At 69.6% G+C, this 16,270-nt stretch carries 14 protein-coding genes; 3 read left to right on the forward strand and 11 right to left on the reverse strand.

Going from position 1 to position 16,270, the window contains the following annotated elements; all coding sequences use genetic code 11:
- Positions 1-21: 21 nt before the first annotated feature.
- From NX068_RS07195 to NX068_RS07240, 9 genes are all read right to left on the reverse strand, one after another.
- Complete coding sequence (locus NX068_RS07195) at positions 22-504, reverse strand: phosphatidylglycerophosphatase A family protein (RefSeq protein WP_263460605.1); 483 nt, start codon at positions 502-504, stop codon at positions 22-24.
- A 58-nt stretch (positions 505-562) separates the two neighbouring features.
- Positions 563-1,552, reverse strand: a complete 990-nt coding sequence (gene thiL, locus NX068_RS07200; protein ID WP_263460606.1) for a thiamine-phosphate kinase — start codon at positions 1,550-1,552, stop codon at positions 563-565.
- A 188-nt stretch (positions 1,553-1,740) separates the two neighbouring features.
- Entirely contained in the window at positions 1,741-2,274 is a 534-nt protein-coding gene (ubiT, locus tag NX068_RS07205; RefSeq protein ID WP_263460607.1) for a ubiquinone anaerobic biosynthesis accessory factor UbiT, read from the reverse strand.
- 66 nt (positions 2,275-2,340) lie between these two features.
- Entirely contained in the window at positions 2,341-3,252 is a 912-nt protein-coding gene (locus tag NX068_RS07210; RefSeq protein WP_263460608.1) for a U32 family peptidase, read from the reverse strand.
- Between the two features lie 14 nt (positions 3,253-3,266).
- A complete protein-coding gene (gene ubiU / locus NX068_RS07215; protein ID WP_263460645.1) occupies positions 3,267-4,283 on the reverse strand; it encodes a ubiquinone anaerobic biosynthesis protein UbiU in 1,017 nt (338 codons plus the stop codon).
- 119 nt (positions 4,284-4,402) lie between these two features.
- Positions 4,403-5,830 carry a high affinity choline transporter 1 gene (locus NX068_RS07220; protein WP_263460609.1) on the reverse strand — a complete coding sequence of 476 codons (1,428 nt, stop codon included), beginning with the start codon at positions 5,828-5,830 and terminating at the stop codon, positions 4,403-4,405.
- Between the two features lie 250 nt (positions 5,831-6,080).
- Entirely contained in the window at positions 6,081-8,189 is a 2,109-nt protein-coding gene (gene rocD / locus NX068_RS21190; RefSeq protein ID WP_327084806.1) for an ornithine--oxo-acid transaminase, read from the reverse strand.
- A 91-nt stretch (positions 8,190-8,280) separates the two neighbouring features.
- Entirely contained in the window at positions 8,281-9,810 is a 1,530-nt protein-coding gene (ubiB, locus tag NX068_RS07235; RefSeq protein WP_263460610.1) for a ubiquinone biosynthesis regulatory protein kinase UbiB, read from the reverse strand.
- Positions 9,811-9,917: 107 nt separating this feature from the next.
- Positions 9,918-10,304 carry a hypothetical protein gene (locus tag NX068_RS07240; RefSeq protein WP_263460611.1) on the reverse strand — a complete coding sequence of 129 codons (387 nt, stop codon included), beginning with the start codon at positions 10,302-10,304 and terminating at the stop codon, positions 9,918-9,920.
- 84 nt (positions 10,305-10,388) lie between these two features.
- Here NX068_RS07240 and NX068_RS07245 point away from each other — a divergent pair, with 84 nt between their 5' ends.
- Positions 10,389-10,901, forward strand: coding sequence for a hypothetical protein (locus NX068_RS07245; RefSeq protein ID WP_263460612.1), 513 nt, complete (start codon positions 10,389-10,391; stop codon positions 10,899-10,901).
- A gap of 63 nt (positions 10,902-10,964) precedes the next feature.
- Here NX068_RS07245 and NX068_RS07250 read toward each other — a convergent pair whose 3' ends face one another.
- Positions 10,965-13,070 carry a TonB-dependent receptor domain-containing protein gene (locus tag NX068_RS07250; RefSeq protein WP_263460613.1) on the reverse strand — a complete coding sequence of 702 codons (2,106 nt, stop codon included), beginning with the start codon at positions 13,068-13,070 and terminating at the stop codon, positions 10,965-10,967.
- A gap of 151 nt (positions 13,071-13,221) precedes the next feature.
- Positions 13,222-13,581, reverse strand: a complete 360-nt coding sequence (locus NX068_RS07255) for a hypothetical protein (protein ID WP_263460614.1) — start codon at positions 13,579-13,581, stop codon at positions 13,222-13,224.
- 245 nt (positions 13,582-13,826) lie between these two features.
- Here NX068_RS07255 and argS point away from each other — a divergent pair, with 245 nt between their 5' ends.
- Both argS and NX068_RS07265 read left to right on the forward strand, forming a co-directional pair.
- Positions 13,827-15,590 carry an arginine--tRNA ligase gene (gene argS, locus NX068_RS07260; RefSeq protein ID WP_263460615.1) on the forward strand — a complete coding sequence of 588 codons (1,764 nt, stop codon included), beginning with the start codon at positions 13,827-13,829 and terminating at the stop codon, positions 15,588-15,590.
- A 15-nt stretch (positions 15,591-15,605) separates the two neighbouring features.
- A complete protein-coding gene (locus tag NX068_RS07265; protein WP_068636267.1) occupies positions 15,606-16,235 on the forward strand; it encodes an SPOR domain-containing protein in 630 nt (209 codons plus the stop codon).
- The last annotated feature ends 35 nt before the right edge of the window (positions 16,236-16,270 follow it).

The following is a 16,270-nucleotide window of genomic DNA, read 5'->3' on the forward strand; positions in this document are numbered from 1 at the left end:
CCGGAGGGGGATTGGGGCCGGTCAGCGGCCGAACAGCTGGACCAGGATGGCCAGCACGAGCAGGGTGTAGCCGGCGGCGATGATGTCGTCGAACATCACGCCGAAGCCGCCCTTGAAGCTGCGGTCGGCCCAGCGCACCGGCGGCGGCTTGACGATGTCGAAGAAGCGGAACAGCGCCACGGCGGCCGCCTGCCAGCCCAGCGTTGCCGGCGTGAATGCCAGCACCAGCCAGATTGCCACCATCTCGTCCCAGACGATGCCGCCGTGGTCGGGCACACCGAGCGTGCGGCCGGTGCGTTCGGCGGCGAGCACGCCGACGATGAACAGGCTGGCAAGAAAGGCCAGGAAGACGAATTCCGACAGCGGCGCGCTGAGCAGCGGATACAGCGCCCAGCCCAGCAGCGTACCCACCGTGCCCGGCGCCCATGGCGACAGGCCGGAGCCGAAGCCGAGCGAGATGAAGTGGGCAGGGTGGCTCATCATCAGTTTCAGAGTGGGGCGCATCGGCTCGCTCCGGAAGATAGGGTGTGCGGAAGAACGGGCGTGACGGCGGCAGCGATGTTCATGTGAAGTGATCGTAGCCGCCCGGGTGCAGGACCTGCTCCTCGCCGTCGGCCGTGCGCAGCAGGCATTCGCCCGCCCGGTCGGTGATCCGGCCGATGCGGTGCAGCGGCAGCGCGAGCCGGCGCGACAGCGCGTCGATGTCGGTGCGCGCGGCGGCCGCTGCGGTGAATAGCAGCTCGTAGTCGTCGCCGCCCGCCAGCAGGCAGGCGCGGGCCTTGTCCTCGGACGCGCCGGTCGCGAGCAGCGCCGCCAGCGGCAGGGCCGCGCTATCGATGACAGCGCCGGCGCCCGACTGCGCCAGGATGTGGGCCAGGTCGCCGAGCAGGCCGTCGGAGACGTCGAGCATCGCACTGGCGAGCCCGCGCAGCGCCAGCCCCAGCGCCATGCGCGGCTGCGGGCGCTGCAGCGCGGCGATGCAGCCTTGGCGGCCGGGCAGGTTCAGATCGACTTCGCAGCGCAGCGCGGCGAGGCCGAGCGCAGCCAGGCCGGGCTGGCCAGAAACCCACAAATCGTCGCCGGCGCGGGCGCCGGCGCGGCCGATCGCTGCGCCCGCCGGCACTTCGCCGATGATCGTGACGGACAGGTTCAGCGGCCCGCGGGTGGTGTCGCCGCCGGCCAGGTCCACGCCGAAAGCGTCGGCGCAGGCGTAGAAGCCGCGCGCGAAGGCGGCGATCCAGTCCTCGTCGGCCGACGGGAGCGCCAGCGCGAGGAAGGCCCAGCGCGGTTCCGCGCCCATCGCGGCGAGGTCCGACACATTGACCGCCAGCGTCTTCCAGCCGAGGTCCTGCGGGTCGGTGCCGGCGAAGAAGTGCGTGCCGGACACCAGCATGTCGGTCGACACGGCCAGTTGCATGCCCGGCCGTGCGCGTAGCAGCGCCGCATCGTCGCCGCCGGCGAGATCGGTATGCCGTGTGCCGCGGCTGAAATGCCGCCGGATCAGGTCGAACTCGGAGGCGGTGGCGGGCTGTGGAGGCGAGGCGGAGGGCATGGTGCAGCGAGCGGCTACGGCAGCGAGACGGGGGCGCAAGCTTAACGCAGATGCCGCCGCTCCGTCCGCCGCCCTCGCCGGCGTGCCATGCCGGCCTGCCCTCGAAGCGGGAAGGAGGGGCGAAGCCGCAGGCCGTGCCGGGGTTGCCGCACGGCAAGGCGGTGACCGCCGCCCCGGCGGCTGCGATGTCAGCGGCCGAGGCCCAGCCTGGCCTTCAGTGCATCCCAATCGACCGCATCGAGCGTGTTCTTGACCAGCAGGCCCAGTTCGGTGTCGCCTTCCATGCGCAGGCGGCGGCTGAAGAACAGCGTGTCGGGGTCTTCCTCGCGCAGGGCCAGGGCGATGAAGTCGCGCGTGGTGGCGGAAATGACCAGATCGGGCTTGCCGTCGCCGGCCGCCGGCGCGGCGCGCTGGAAGCCCTTGTCGCCCAGCGTGAAGTCGAGCCTGAGGCCGGCATCGAGCACTCGTATCTGCAGGTGGCGGCCGCTCAGCGGCGCCAGTGTGTCGCGCGGCAGGATGCGGTCGAGCGCCAGGTTCAGCGCCAGCGTCAGCGCCATCGTGGGCGGCTGCTGCGGCAGGCGGCCGGCCAGCTTCGCCAGTGCGGCGGGCACGGTGAAATCCGGCACGCGGAAGTGCTCCAGGCGCTCGCCGATGCGGCGGCGCAGGTTGCCGGGCAGCAACACGGCCGGCGGCGGGAAGGGCAGGGAAGGCAGGGCGGGCATGTTCGGGCTCCGGATGTTCTCAGGGCGGATATGCGGCAGAAAGCGGGCCGATTCGGGCTGCTGCGCTCACGCCGCCACGTACTGCTCGGCGCCGGCGCGGCCGTGCCAGAAGCCGTTGCACGGCGCTTCCACCATCAGTTCGCGGCTGGCGGCGAGCGCGGCGGCCGGTGTCTGTGCATCGTCGAGGGCGGCGCGGAACAGCTCGACGACACGGCGGGTGTCCGAACCCTGCGGGCTGATGCGCAGCACTTCGGCGTTCTGCCGTACCGCCGGCAGGTCGCCGAGCAGGTTGTGCACGCGGGCGGACTGCGTCTGCACGCCGTTCAGGGTCAGGAAGGGCTCGCCCTCGCGGGTGCGCAGCGTGATGCCGTCCATGATGGCCAGGCAGCGGAATTCGCAGGTGTCCTTCTGCAGGTTGAAGTGGCGGGCGGTGAAGCAGCGTGCCGAATGCGCCAGCGGCAGGCGGCCGTAGGCGAAGACTTCGGTCTCGATCGCTGCGGCGAGCGCGGCGCGCACGGCGGCGAGTGCCGTGCCCGACATCTCGGGCGCGACCGCCCAGCGCGTGGCGCCGGCGTCGATCATCAGTTGCAGCGTCGCCGGGTTGAAGATGTTCAGCGTCGGGCCGGCGACCCAATCAGTGGCGCCGGCTTCGCCGAGCAGCCGTACCGCGCCCATGTCGTTGGCTTCGACGCGGAAGCCGGGCCGGTCTTCGGCGCTTTGGCGGACGATGCGGCGCAGCACCTTGAGGTCGGATTCGGATTCGATCAGGCCCTGGGTGCTGATCACCACTTCCTTGCCGGCGGCGTTCAGCATGTCGCCGACTTCGAGCCAGTCGTCGAGGCGCAGCTCGTGGCGGCGCGAGCAGACGGTTTCGCCGAGATAGACACTGTCGACCGGGCTGTCGGCGATGTCGGCGTAGAAGTCGAGCACGCTCTGGCGCGGCCAATAGTAGAGCAGGGGGCCAAGGGCGAGTTTCATCGGGTGGGTTCCCATCATTTCCACGGACGGTAGTAGGCGCCGAGCGTGTGGCTCTGGCCTTCGGATACCTTGTTGAGTTCGGCCATCCAGCCCGGCAGCACGCTGAAGGCGTCGGCGCCGCCGGCGGCGAGTTTGTCGAGCGCGGCGCGCCACACCTGGGTGACCTGGGCGACGTAGGCCGGGCTGCGCTGGCGGCCTTCGATCTTGATCGCGCGGATGCCGATGCGCGCCAACTCGGGCAGCAGTTCCAGCGTGTTGAGGCTGGTCGGCTCCTCGAGCGCGTAGTAGGTCTCGTCGTTGACCTCGAAGCGGCCCTTGCACAGCGTCGGGTAGCCGGCGCGTTCGCCGTCGGCGAAGCGGTCGATCAGGATGCCGTTGAGGCGGGTTTCCATGCCTTTCGGGGTCTCTTCCCAGCGCACGTGCTTGCCGGGCGAGCAGGCGCCGTTGCAGTTGGGTGATTCGCCGGTGGCGTAGGCCGACAGCGCGCAGCGGCCTTCGACCATCACGCACAGGCCGCCGAAGCCGAAGACTTCGATCTCCACCGCGGTGTTGGCGACGACGTGGGCGACCTGGGGCAGCGACAGCACCCGCGGCAGTACCGCGCGGCGGATGTCGAAACGCTCGGCGTACCAGTTGATCGCCTCGTAGCTGGTGGCCGAGCCCTGCACCGACAGATGCAGGCGCAGTTGCGGATGCGTGCGGGTGGCGTAGTCCATCAGACCGGGGTCGGCCAGGATCAGCGCATCGACGCCGAATTCGGCGGCGCGGTCGATCGCCTGCGTCCAGCTCGGCCAGTTGTTTGCCTGCGGGTAGGTGTTGAGCGCCAGCAGCACCTTGCGGCCGCGGGCGTGAGCATAGGCGACGCCTTCGCGCATCTGCGGCGGGTCGAAGTTCAGGCCGGTGAAGTTGCGCGCGTTGGTCGCATCCTTGAAGCCGAGATAGACGCAGTCGGCGCCGTGGTCGACGGCGGTCTTGAGGGCCGGCAGGCTGCCGGCGGGGCAGACGAGCTCGATCGGGGCAGGCACGATGATGGTGTCCGGAACGGGAAAAACTCCGCCACCTTAGACGAGGGGGGCGAGCCGTTCGTTGATCACCATCAAAGCCGGGCGCCGGGAGGGGCGGCGCTCGCCGGCGCTGCCCGCGGTTTCGCTCAGTGCGTGGTGCGATGCACGCCGGACGCCGGGCGCGGGCCGAGATAGCCGCCGATCAGCATGCCCAGGGCGCTGGCGAACAGGCCGTAGAGCTGCGGCTCGATGTCGCCTTCGGCGACGAAGAGTTCCAGCAGGAGCCAGGTCCCCAGGCCGAAGCCGATCGACAGTGCCGCCCCCAGGTTGTTCGCCCGTTTCCAGAACAGGCCGGCGGCCAGCGGCACGAAGGCGCCGGCCAGCGTCACGCGGTAGGCGCTCTCGACCATGTGGTGGATCGACGCGTCGGTGCTGGTCGCGTACCAGGCCACCAGCGCGGTGAACACGATGATGGTGACGCGGGTGCACCACAGGAACTGGCGATCCTTTATGTCCGGAATGAAGCCGCGCAGCACGTTCTCGGCAAAGGTCACCGACGGCGCCAGCAGCGTGCCGGAAGCCGTGCTCATGATCACCGACAGCAGTGCGCCGAAGAAGATCACCTGGGCGTAGAAGGGCATGTACTGCAGCACCAGCGTCGGCAGGATGAGCTGGGAGTCCTGTTCCATCAGGCGTTCGACCATCGCCGGGTCGATGATGTTGGCGGTGTAGGCCAGGAACAGCGGCACCGCGGCGAAGAAGAAATAGCTGACGCCGCCGAGGGCCGTCGCCCACACCGCGATGTTCTCGGACTTGGACGAATTGACTCGCTGGAACACGTCCTGCTGCGGGATCGAGCCGAGCGCCATGGTGGCGAACGCGGCGATCCAGGCCAGCATGTCGAGCATGTCGAGCGAGGGCAGGAATTCGAACTTGCCTTCCGCCGCTGCCCGCGCGATCACCGGGCCGAAGCCGCCCGCCATGTCGCCGGCGAGCCAGGTGACGTAGAGCAGGCCGAGCACGATGATGATCATCTGCACGAAAGTGGTCACCGCCACCGACCACATGCCGCCGAACAGGGTGTAGACCAGGATCACCGCCGAGCCGATCATGATCCCCTGGTTCATCGACACGGCGTCGTCCGACAGCACGCTGAACACCAGCCCCAGCGCGGTGATCTGTGCCGCGACCCAGCCCAGGTAGGACAGCACGATGCAGATCGACAGCACCAGCTCGGTCGTGCGGTTGTAGCGCATGCGGAAGAAGTCGCCCAGCGTCAGCAGGTTGAGCCGGTACAGCGGGCGGGCGAAGACGAGGCCGAACAGCACCAGGCAGGCCGAGGCGCCGAGCGGATCGGAAATCAGGCCGCGAAAACCTTCCTCGAGGAAGGTGGCCGAGATGCCGAGCACCGTTTCGGCGCCGAACCAGGTCGCGAACACCATGGCCAGCACCACCGCCATCGGCAGGTTGCGGCCGGCATTGACGTAGTCCTGGGTGTTGTGCACCCGGGTGGCGGCGATGAGCCCGATCGCGATGGACACGACCAGGTAGGCGGCAACGAGCCAGAGCATCATGTTGGGCGTCTCCAGGCGGCGGGTAGAGGGGCCAGGGGAAAAGGGGGGCGAATCCGATGGGGCGACGGCAAAACCGGCGGATTCTAGCAATGAATCGGGCGTGTGTTGCAGTGCAATTTGCCTCTGTTCCGGCTGTCGTGCAGCGGAGTTCAGGAGGGGGCGGCGATGGATGCGCGGACGGCGGCGCCGAAACGGCCCCCGAGCGGGCCCGGCATGCCGCGCCGGACCCCTCATGGCGGTGCCGGCGCCGTCAGCCCGTCAGGCCGGCCAGCGTGTCGATGACGACGTTCGCGCCTTCGCGCAGCACCGCTTCGTCGATGACCAGCGGCGGCGCCAGCCGCAGCACGTTGCGGTTGGTGTCGCGGGTGGCGATGCCGCGCGCCAGCAGGCATTCGGCCGCATGGGCGGCGCTGAAGGCGGGGTCGAGCTCGATGCCGACCAGCAGGCCGCTGCCGCGCACCTCGCGCACGCAGGGCAGCGCGGCGGCGCTCAACTGCGCGCGCAGCGTTTCACCCAGCCGTTCGGCCGCCTCCCAGGGCCGGGTTTCGGCCAGCAGCGCGAGCACTTCGGTGCCGACCGCCGCCGCCAGCGGGTTGCCGCCGAAAGTCGAGCCGTGGTCGCCGGGGCGGAACACGTCCATGACCGCGTTATCGGCGAGGAAGGCCGAGACCGGCAGCAGGCCGCCGCCCAGCGCCTTGCCCAGGATCAGGCCGTCGGGCCGCACGCCTTCATGTTCGCAGGCCAGCAAGCGGCCGGTACGGCCGAGTCCGGTCTGGACTTCGTCGGCGATCAGCAGCACGCCGTGACGGCGGCAGATCTCGGCACAGCGGGCCAGGTAGCCGGCCGGCGGCACGACGATGCCGCCTTCGCCCTGGATCGGCTCGACCAGGAAAGCCGCGGTGCGCGGCGTGATCGCCGCTTCCAGCGCATCCGCGTCGCCGTAGGGGATGCGGCGCAGGCCGGGCGGGAAAGGGCCGAAGCCGTCGCGGTACTGGTGATGAGAGGAAAAGCCGACGATGATGATCGAACGGCCGTGGAAATTGCCGTCGCAGGCGATGATCTCGGCTTCGTCCTCGGCGATGCCCTTGACCTTGTAGCCCCATTTGCGCGCCGCCTTCAGCGCCGTCTCGACCGCTTCCAGGCCGGTATTGACCGGCAGCGCGCGCTCGTAGCCGAAGGTGGCGCACAGGCGTTCGAGGAAGACCGGCAGGCGGTCGCTCGAAAACGCGCGCGAAGTCAGCGCCAGGCGCTGCGCCTGCTCGGTCAGCGCGCGCAGCAGGCGCGGGTGGCCGTGGCCGAAGCTGACCGCCGAATAGGCGCTCATCATGTCGAGGTAGCGCCGTCCTTCCACGTCCCACAGCCACACGCCCTCGCCGCGCTGGAACACCACCGGCAGCGGCGCATAGTTGGCGGCGCCATGACGCCGTTCGCGCTCGCGCAGATCGCTGCCGTCCGGGCCCAGCGCCGCCGCGGCGAATTCGAGCGCCCAGTGCGCGCTGCGGCCGTCGGCATCGAGATCGGGGCGGTACTCGACGATCTCGAGGGCGAGGAAATCGTCGCAGGCGCGCAGCGCCAGCAGTGCGTCGGCCAGTTCGCGGGCGTCGAGGCCATCGGCTTCGGGACAAGTGACGGCGGGCACGGCCTGCGGGTCGAGGGCGTCGAGATCGAGGCTGAGGCCGAAACCACCGCCACCTGCGCGCGCGATGCCTAGCGCGTCGCGGAACACTGCCGCCAGGCCGCGCCGCCGGACTTCCATGATGTCGAAGATGCGCACGCCGAGCCCTTGCAGCAATTGCAATTCTTCCATTTCCCAGGCGCGTGCGCCGACGATGCAGACCCGTGCCGGCTCGAGCCGCGGGCCCGGGATGCCGGCCAGGGCCGGATCGCCTTCGCCCAGCAGCGCCGCCAGCGGCATGCCGTGGATGTTGCCGGAATGGGTGGTGGCGGCGGTATGGCTGTCGAGATGGGCATCGACCCAGATCAGGCCGGGCGCATGGCCGGCGCGCCGGGCGATGCCGCGCCAGGTGCCGGTGGCGACGGCGTGGTCGCCGCCGACCACCAGCGCGGTGGCATCGGCCGGCAGCGCCGCGACCTGGTCGGCGAGGCGGCGGGCGAAGTCGCCGTTGGCCTGCAGGCGCGCCGCCATGCCAGCAGCGGCCGACGCGGCGGCGGGTGCTTCGAGCGTCGTGTTCCATTCGACGCTGAGCCCGATCGAGGCCAGGTGTTCGGCCAGCCCGCCCTGGCGCAATGCTTCGGGCGCGGCGGCGCTGCCGGGGTGGGGGGCGCCGAGCGCGGAGCCGGCGCCGATGATCTTCAGTGGGGAACGCGGCGCGGACGGCCGCAGCGCTGTCTTCTCCATTGCACACCTCCCGTCCCGCTTTGGCGCGGGCGCCGCTGGATTGTTCTGGCAGGCCGTTTTGCGAAATTGGACGGGGGCGAGGGGGATTCGTTCAGCCGAACAGGCGGTACAGCTCCAGGCCGAGCAGGGCCGCGGCCAGCGCGCCGATCACGGCCAGCATGCGTCCCTGCAGGCGCTGGCCGGCGGCGAGCTGGTCGAGGCGCTGCTGCTGGGCGGCCTGCTGCCTGCCGGCGTCGCTCAGGTTCTGGTGGATCAGGCGCGGCAGCTGCGGCAGCGCGCCGGCCCAGGCGGGCGCTTCTTCCTTGACGCCGTGCACCAGGGCGCGCCAGCCCATGCGCTCGTCCATCCAGCGTTCGAGGAAGGGCTTGGCGGTCTTCCACAGGTCCAGCTCCGGGTCGAGCTGGCGGCCCAGGCCTTCGATGTTGAGCAGGGTCTTCTGCAGCAGCACCAGTTGCGGCTGCACTTCCATCTCGAAGCGGCGTGCGGTCTGGAACAGGCGCAGCAGGGTCTTGCCGAAGGAGATGTCCTTCAGCGGCTTGTCGAAGATCGGTTCGCAGACGGTGCGGATCGCCGCCTCGAACTCATCCACCCGGGTCTTCGCCGGCACCCAGCCGGCTTCGATGTGGGCCAGCGCCACGCGCCGGTAGTCGCGCTTGAAGAAGGCGAGGAAGTTCTGCGCGAGGTAGTTCTTGTCCACCTCGTTGAGCGTGCCCATGATGCCGAAGTCGAGCGCGATGTAGCGGCCGTCCCGGTGCACGAAGATGTTGCCCGGGTGCATGTCGGCATGGAAGAAGCCGTCGCGGAACACCTGGGTGAAGAAGATCTCGACGCCGGCGCGCGACAGCGCCTTCAGGTCGTTGCCCTGGGCGATCAGCGCCGGCGTCTGCGAGATCGGCACGCCGTGCATCCGCTCCATCACCATGACCCGGCTGCCGCACCAGTCCCAATGCACTTCGGGCACCAGCAGCAGCGAGGAATCCTTGAAGTTGCGCCGCAGCTGCGAGCAGTTGGCCGCCTCGCGCATCAGGTCGAGCTCGTCGTGCAGGTGCTTGTCGAACTCGGCCACCACTTCGCGCGGCTTCAGCCGCCGGCCTTCCGGCCAGATCTTTTCCAGCAGCATCGCCGCCGCTTCGAGCAGGGCGAGGTCGTGGGCGATGACGCGGTCGATGCCCGGCCGCAGCACCTTGACCGCCACTTCGGTGCCGTCCGGCAGGCAGGCGAAATGCACCTGCGCGACCGAGGCCGACGCCACCGGCGTGCGCTCGAAGTTGCGGAACACCTCGTCGATCGGCCGGCCGTAGAAGCCTTCCAGCACGCCGAGCGCCTGCTCGATCGGGATCGGCGGCACGCGGTCCTGCAGCAGCGCCAGTTCGTCGGCGAGATCGGGGGGCAGCAGGTCGCGGCGGGTGGACAGCATCTGGCCGAACTTGACGAAGATCGGCCCGAGCGACTCCAGCGCCTGGCGCAGCCGCACGCCGCGCGGTTCGGCAAAGCTGCGCCAGAAGAACACGGCCTGCCAGACCCGCGCCAGCCGGCCACTGCTGTCGGCGTCGAGGATCAGGCGGTCCAGGCCGAAGCGCAGGCTGACGGAAACGATCTTGATGAGGCGGAAGAGGCGCACGGCGGGAGGGGAAACGGCGGCAAAGGCCGGACTTTAGCCGGAAAGCGCCGGGCGGGGAACGGGTGGGGGTGGGCGCAGGCGCAGCGCGGGCACGCGACGGCCGTGTTCTAGCGGGTTTCCGCCTGGTGCAGCGACTTGACCAGATCCCTGACGACCTGCTGATGGGCGTCGCTGAGCGCCGCGATGTCGCGCATCAACTGGTAGTCGAACACGGCTTCCGCTTCCCTGGCGACGAAAGCCGCGTTTCCCGCACCGAAGCGCAGCCATTCGGCGCTGACGCCGAGCCAGTCGGCCAGCACGCGCAGCTTGTCCTGGGCCGGGATGGCATCGCCGCTCAGCCACTTGCGGGTGGCATGCAGTGTCACCGGCTCTCCGGCGTAGCGGCGGTTGAATTCCCGAGCCAGTGCCGTCGGCCGTGCGACATCGGGCGCGACGCGCGCGAGGGCTTCCCGCAGGCGGGTGCTGAAGGCATCGCGTTCGAGGTAGGGTTGCATGAACGCAACGCTAGCAATCACGGTACCGTCTGAAGGTATATGTTTTTTCGTCGACCGGAAGTATAGTGCGGCTGCATATGCGGAATGCTTGATCGCGGCAGCGCCGCGACGGGCGCGGATGTCAAGGAAGCGGCGACGATGGCAGGCAAGCAGCGGCCCCCCTACTTCAGGGTGGCTTTCCGGGGGACGGTGAGGACCGTTACGGAAGAGATGGCGTGGGAAGGGCACTGGCGCCGCCGGACCTATCTCGATTTCGGGCGGTACCGCCTGAAGGACGTCGTGACTTGCCCGCGAATGGATCGTGTGCTCGACGAGTGTGGCAGCGACCCCGACGCGGTCGTCAGGCTCGGGCACTTTCTGGTCTGGCGCTGGGTGTTGTCGGTGAGCAGGGGCGGACGGGTCGAGCGCCAGGCGTTCCTGCTCTTCGCCCTCGGCCTGCTGGCCATCACTGCCGTGTTTGCGGGTGGCGGCTTCGTGTGCCTGTTCATCTGCATCGGTGTGCTGGAGACGGTCGATGGCGTCTTGCCGGGCCTGGCGTTTCCCGTGCTGTGGGCGACGCACATGGCGATGAATCTCAGGGCCTGGCTGGGCACCTGAGCGGCGCGGGCAGCGGAGTGAAGACGGTCACCCGCCGCCCGTGAGCGGCGGGCCGTGCGGCGGTCAGAAGTCCAGCTTGACGCCGACCGTGACGTTGCGCCCCATCAGCGGCGCGACGTGCTTGATGAAGGAGCTGTGATTGTAGGCCAGCTTGTCGGTCAGGTTGTTGGCCTTGACGTAAAGCAGCCAGGGCATGCCTTCGTATTTGCCGCGGTAGCTGGCACCGAGGTTCAGCATCGTGTAGCCGGCGGTTTCGCTCTCGAACTCGGCGACTTTGTTCTGGCGGCCGACGCGGTAGATCTCGGCTTCGCCGCTCCATGCGTTCCAGTCGGCGTCCAGCCGCAGGCCGATGCGGTGGGCGGGAATGCGCGGCAGGTCGCGGTTGCCACCGCTGTCGAGGCGGGCGCGGACATAGTCACCGAACACGGTGGCGCCGAAGATCGGGTTCAACTGCTGGCGAAGCCGGCCTTCGATGCCGGTGAAGCGGGCGTCGCGCTGGGCGTACTCGATCAGCTGGAAGCCTTCGTGCACGTCCAGGGTGTTGGCGTAGATGTAGTCCTTGACCCGGTTGTGGAAGATGCCGACCGAGAAAGTGGTGGCGCCTTCGGTCTTGCGCAGCGACAGATCGATGTTGCGCGAAGTCTCCGCCTTCAGGTCGGGGTTGCCCACTTCCCAGGTGTTGGTCGCCAGGTGGATGCCGTTGGCGTAGAGCTCCTCGGCGCTCGGCAGCCGCTGGGTGCGCGACAGCGACAGGCCCAGCGCGTACTGCGGGGCGAAGTTCCACACTGCGCCGAGCGACAGCGAATTACCGCGGTGGCTGCGGTCGCGCTGTGCCGAGTCGACGTCGATGTCCTGCCATTCGTGGCGCAGGCCGGCTTCGAAGCGCCAGTCGCCGAGCGCGTATTCCTCGATCAGGAAGACGGCGTGCTTCTTCGTCAGCGTCGGCGGGACATAGGCTTCTTCGCCATTGGCGCTGAAGTCGCGGCGCGAGGTCTGCAGGCCGACGACGCCGCGCCAGCCGGCGAGCGGTGCGTGTTCGAGCTCGAGGCGGCCGTCGTGCGCCTTGCTGCGGAAGCGGGTCGAGACGTGGCGCTCGCCGTCTTCCTTCTCGATTTCGTCATGCACGTAGTCGGTGTGCGCGGCCCGCAGCCGCAGCCGGGTGAAGCCGGGCAGCGGGTCGAACAGCTCGCCACGCAGGTCCCAGCGCTTGCTGTCGAGCTCGACGTAGGGAATGCCGTGCGCGTGCTCATGGTCGTGGTCATGCCCATGGTCATCGTCGTCGTGGCCGTGCCCGTGTCCGCCGCAATGCAGGTGGTCGCCGTGCGGGTGGCAGTCCTCGTATTCGTGGTTGTGGCCGGGCAGGCCGTAGTCGTTGCGCTGGCGGCTCCAGGCGACACCGAGGTAGCCGCGTTCGCCGACCCAGGACAGGCCCAGGCTGCCGCTGTCGGTGGTGTTGTAGCTGCCGTCGACGCGGCGGCCGTCGTGCCAGCCGTCGCCGACGCGGTATTCGTTGGCGTCTCGCTTCAGGCCCTCGGCGTGGACGGCGACGTTGCCCGATCCGGCGGTGATCGCGAAGGCGCCGGCGCCCTCGCGGGCAGCGCTGCCGGCGCGCAGCTCGATGCTGCCTTCGACGCCTTTTTCCGGCACCGCGGTCGGCACCCGGTCGTCGAGCACATTGACCACGCCGCCGATGGCGCCACCGCCGTAGGCGAGCGCCGACGGGCCGCGCAGCACCTCGATCTGGCGGCTCAGCATCGGCTCCAGCGCGACGGCATGGTCGGGGCTGATGCTGGAGGCATCCATGATCTCGGCGCCGTCGGACAGCACCTTGACGCGCGGGCCGTCCATGCCGCGGATGATCGGCCGGCTGGCGCCGGCGCCGAAGTGGCTGGCGGCGATGCCGGGTTCGCTGATCAGGGTGTCGCCCAGCGTGGCGCCGCGGCGCAGGACGAGTGCGTCGCCTGCGAGCACGCTGGTCGGCGTGCTCATGGCGTCGGTGCCGAGGGCGAGCGCGCTGGCGGAGACGGTGACCGGCGCGAGCGTGGTGCTGCCGTCGCTCGCCTCGTCGGCGAAGGCCGGCGCCTGGGCGACGGCGAGCAGCAGGCCGGCGGCGAGGGGGCGGCGGGCGGGGAAAGCGGAGCGGGGCTTGGGGTGAAGCGTGGTGGACATCGGAGTTCCCTTGTGGTCCGGGCGGGGCGTGCGCCTGCCCCCGACGGGGCCGGCGGGCGGCAGCGAACCCCACCGGCCGGCGGTGCCGGCAGTGGAAATGCCGCGGCCCGGCGGTATGCAGGCGCGGCGGGCGTTCAAGCGGAGTGGCGGTTCAAGCCAGCAGGGCGGACGGGGAAGATGTCGGCGGCGCGCGGCAGCGCGGCCGGAGCGGGGAAGCGTCGGGGACGGGGAGTGCTGCGGCCTCCGGCGGCCGCAGCATCGCGGCGTGATGGGTGCGGGCGGGAGAAGGGCCGCCCAGCGGCATGTCGATGCCGCTCAGCGCCAGGCATTCGAGGCAGGCACCGGCGACGTGCTCGCCGTCGCTTTCGGCCTCGCCGGATGTGCCGGGCATGCTGCCGGCGTTCCCGCCTTGCAGCAGTTCTCCGGCATGGCCGATGAGGTGGATCCGGGCCTCGCCTTGCACCGCAAGCAGGGCCAGCGCCAATGCCAGTGCCCATGTCAGCCGGGCCATGACGCTGCCCGCGCATGCCCACGAAGCGGCACTGCGCGGTGGTGCGGCGGCGCAGCGGATGTGGGGTGGAATGGCCGAGGCGGGAGGCATGGCTGGATTTTATGGGGGTTGCGCTTTATTTGCAACATTGTTGCGATAGTGACGAATTATGCTTCCGGCTTCCTGTAATTCGCGCTCACATGCCTGCCGCGGAGCGTGGAAGGCGATCCGCTATAATCCAAGGTTTAGATTTCCAGCCGAGTGCCATGAGCGCCGATCCCAAAGCCCTGCTGACCGACCTGCTGAAAACCGCGCTGAAGAGCGTGGCACCGGATCACACCGACACCCCCATCCTGCTGGAGCGCCCGAAACAGGCGAGCCATGGCGACTTCGCCACCAATCTCGCGCTGCAGCTCGCCAAGCCGCTGAAGCGCAACCCGCGCGATCTGGCGGCGATGCTGCTGGCCGAACTGCCGGCGTCGAAGCTGGTGGCCAAGGCCGAAGTGGCGGGCGCGGGCTTCATCAACTTCACCCTCGCCGCCGATGCCAAGACCGCGGTCGTCGCCGACGTGCTGGCCAGGGGCGCGGACTTCGGCCGCGGCGCGGCCAAGGGCGTGAAGGTGCAGGTGGAGTTCGTCTCCGCCAACCCGACCGGGCCGCTGCACGTCGGCCACGGCCGCGGCGCGGCCTACGGCGCCTCGCTGTCGGACGTGCTGGCCTTCGCCGGCTTCGACGTCACGCGCGAGTACTACGTCAATGACGCCGGCCGCCAGATGGACATCCTGGCGCTGTCGACCTGGCTGCGCTACCTGGCGCTGTTCGGCATCGAGGTCGCCTTTCCGCCCAATGCCTACCAGGGCGACTACGTCACCGAAATGGGCCGCGACATGCGCGATGCCCATCAGGACCGTTTTGCCCGCGTGAGCGCCGAACAGGTGCTGGCCGGCACGCCGGGCCTGCCACCCGCCGAGCGTAACGACGACGACGCCAAGCAGCAGCGCGAGGAGCACCTCGACGCGCTGATCGCCAATGCCAAGCGCCTGCTCGGCGACGACTACGCCTGGGTGCATGGCTTCGCGCTGAACGAACAGCTCGGCGATGGCCGCGACGACCTCGGCGAGTTCGGCGTGCGCTTCGACAAGTGGTTCTCCGAGCAGAGCCTGTTCGACACCGGCCTGGTCGAGCGCGCCGTCGAGCAGCTCGAGAAGCAGGGCCACATCTACGTCCAGGACGGCGCCAAGTGGTTCCGCTCCAGCGCCTTCGGCGACGAGAAGGACCGCGTCGTGCAGCGCGAGAACGGGCTATACACCTATTTCGCCTCCGACATCGCCTACCACTTCAACAAGTACGAGCGCGGCTTCGACCGCATCATCGACATCTGGGGCGCCGACCATCACGGCTACATCCCGCGCGTGAAGGGCGCCATCGCCGCGCTCGGCCTGCCGCCGGAAAAGCTGGAAGTCGCGCTGGTGCAGTTCGCGGTGCTGTACCGCAACGGCCAGAAAACCTCGATGTCGACCCGCTCGGGCGAGTTCGTCACCTTGCGCGAGCTGCGCCAGGAAGTCGGCAACGACGCCTGCCGCTTTTTCTACGTGCTGCGCAAGTCGGACCAGCATCTGGACTTCGACCTCGACCTGGCCAAGAGCCAGAGCAACGAGAACCCGGTCTATTACGTGCAGTACGCCCACGCCCGCGTGTGCTCGGTGCTGAACCAATGGGGCGGCGAAGCGTCCGAGCTGGCAGGTGCCGACCTCGGCCTGCTGCAGCACGAACGCGAGCTGGCGCTGTGCGCGCGCCTGGCGGCTTTCCCCGAACTGGTGCAGAACGCCGCAGCCGACCATGCGCCCCACCAGGTGGCTTTTTATCTGAAGGATCTCGCCGCCGATTTCCACAGCTGGTACAACGCCGAACGCATGCTGGTCGAGGACGAGGCGCTCAAGCTCGCCCGCCTGGCGCTTGCCGGGGCGGTGCGCCAGGTGCTGGCCAGCGGCCTCGCGCTGCTCGGCGTGTCGGCGCCGGAATCGATGTGAGTTTCGGAGAGTTTCGTGAGTCGTGATCGCAAATCTGCCCGCAAGCCTGCGCGCGCACCGTCGCGCAGCGGCGGCAGCACCCTGATCGGCATCTTCATCGGCCTGGTGTTCGGCGCGCTGATCGCCGCCGGCGCGGCCTGGTATTTCACCCGCGCCAATCCCTTCCAGTCGGCACCGACGGCTTCGCGCATGCCGCCCAGCGAGCGCCAGGCGCCGGCCGCACTGCCCGGCAAGCCGGGCGACCGCCCGGTGGCGAAGCAGGATTTCGAGTTCTACAAGATCCTGCCCGACGGCGACAACGTGCCCGCCCCGGCCGAGCCGCCGGCGCGCCCGCAGCGACCGCCGGTGGTGAACGTGCCTGCGCAGCAGGCGCCGGCGCCGGTGCAGGAAGTGTCGGTGAAGCCGGCCGAGCGCCTGTACCTGCAGGTGGGTGCGTTTGAGAACCCGGGCGAGGCCGACAACCTGAAGGCGCGCCTGGCGCTGGCCGGCATCGAAGCCAGCGCCCAGCGCGCGCAACTGGCCGACGGCCGGGTCGTGCATCGGGTGCGTATCGGCCCGTTCTCGCGGCCCGAGGACATGAACCCGACCCGCGCGCGGCTGGCCGAAGCCGGCTTCAATGCCTCGGTGAGCCGCAGCGCACCGTGATGCCCGATACTTTCCGGATCGCCGGGAACGCGAAG

It is taken from the genome of Thauera carbonicopians (assembly GCF_025699485.1).
Lineage (GTDB): Bacteria > Pseudomonadota > Gammaproteobacteria > Burkholderiales > Rhodocyclaceae > Thauera.

What these genes read in the sequence shown, in the direction of transcription:
- rocD (WP_327084806.1), bottom strand. Translation starts at nt 8,189, where the DNA reads ATGGAGAAGACAGCGCTGCGGCCGTCCGCGCCGCGTTCCCCACTGAAG.
- NX068_RS07195 (WP_263460605.1), bottom strand. Translation starts at nt 504, where the DNA reads ATGCGCCCCACTCTGAAACTGATGATGAGCCACCCTGCCCACTTCATC.
- thiL (WP_263460606.1), bottom strand. Translation starts at nt 1,552, where the DNA reads ATGCCCTCCGCCTCGCCTCCACAGCCCGCCACCGCCTCCGAGTTCGAC.
- NX068_RS07210 (WP_263460608.1), bottom strand. Translation starts at nt 3,252, where the DNA reads ATGAAACTCGCCCTTGGCCCCCTGCTCTACTATTGGCCGCGCCAGAGC.
- argS (WP_263460615.1), top strand. Translation starts at nt 13,827, where the DNA reads ATGAGCGCCGATCCCAAAGCCCTGCTGACCGACCTGCTGAAAACCGCG.
- NX068_RS07220 (WP_263460609.1), bottom strand. Translation starts at nt 5,830, where the DNA reads ATGATGCTCTGGCTCGTTGCCGCCTACCTGGTCGTGTCCATCGCGATC.
- NX068_RS07255 (WP_263460614.1), bottom strand. Translation starts at nt 13,581, where the DNA reads ATGGCCCGGCTGACATGGGCACTGGCATTGGCGCTGGCCCTGCTTGCG.
- NX068_RS07245 (WP_263460612.1), top strand. Translation starts at nt 10,389, where the DNA reads ATGCTTGATCGCGGCAGCGCCGCGACGGGCGCGGATGTCAAGGAAGCG.
- NX068_RS07250 (WP_263460613.1), bottom strand. Translation starts at nt 13,070, where the DNA reads ATGTCCACCACGCTTCACCCCAAGCCCCGCTCCGCTTTCCCCGCCCGC.
- NX068_RS07240 (WP_263460611.1), bottom strand. Translation starts at nt 10,304, where the DNA reads ATGCAACCCTACCTCGAACGCGATGCCTTCAGCACCCGCCTGCGGGAA.
- ubiT (WP_263460607.1), bottom strand. Translation starts at nt 2,274, where the DNA reads ATGCCCGCCCTGCCTTCCCTGCCCTTCCCGCCGCCGGCCGTGTTGCTG.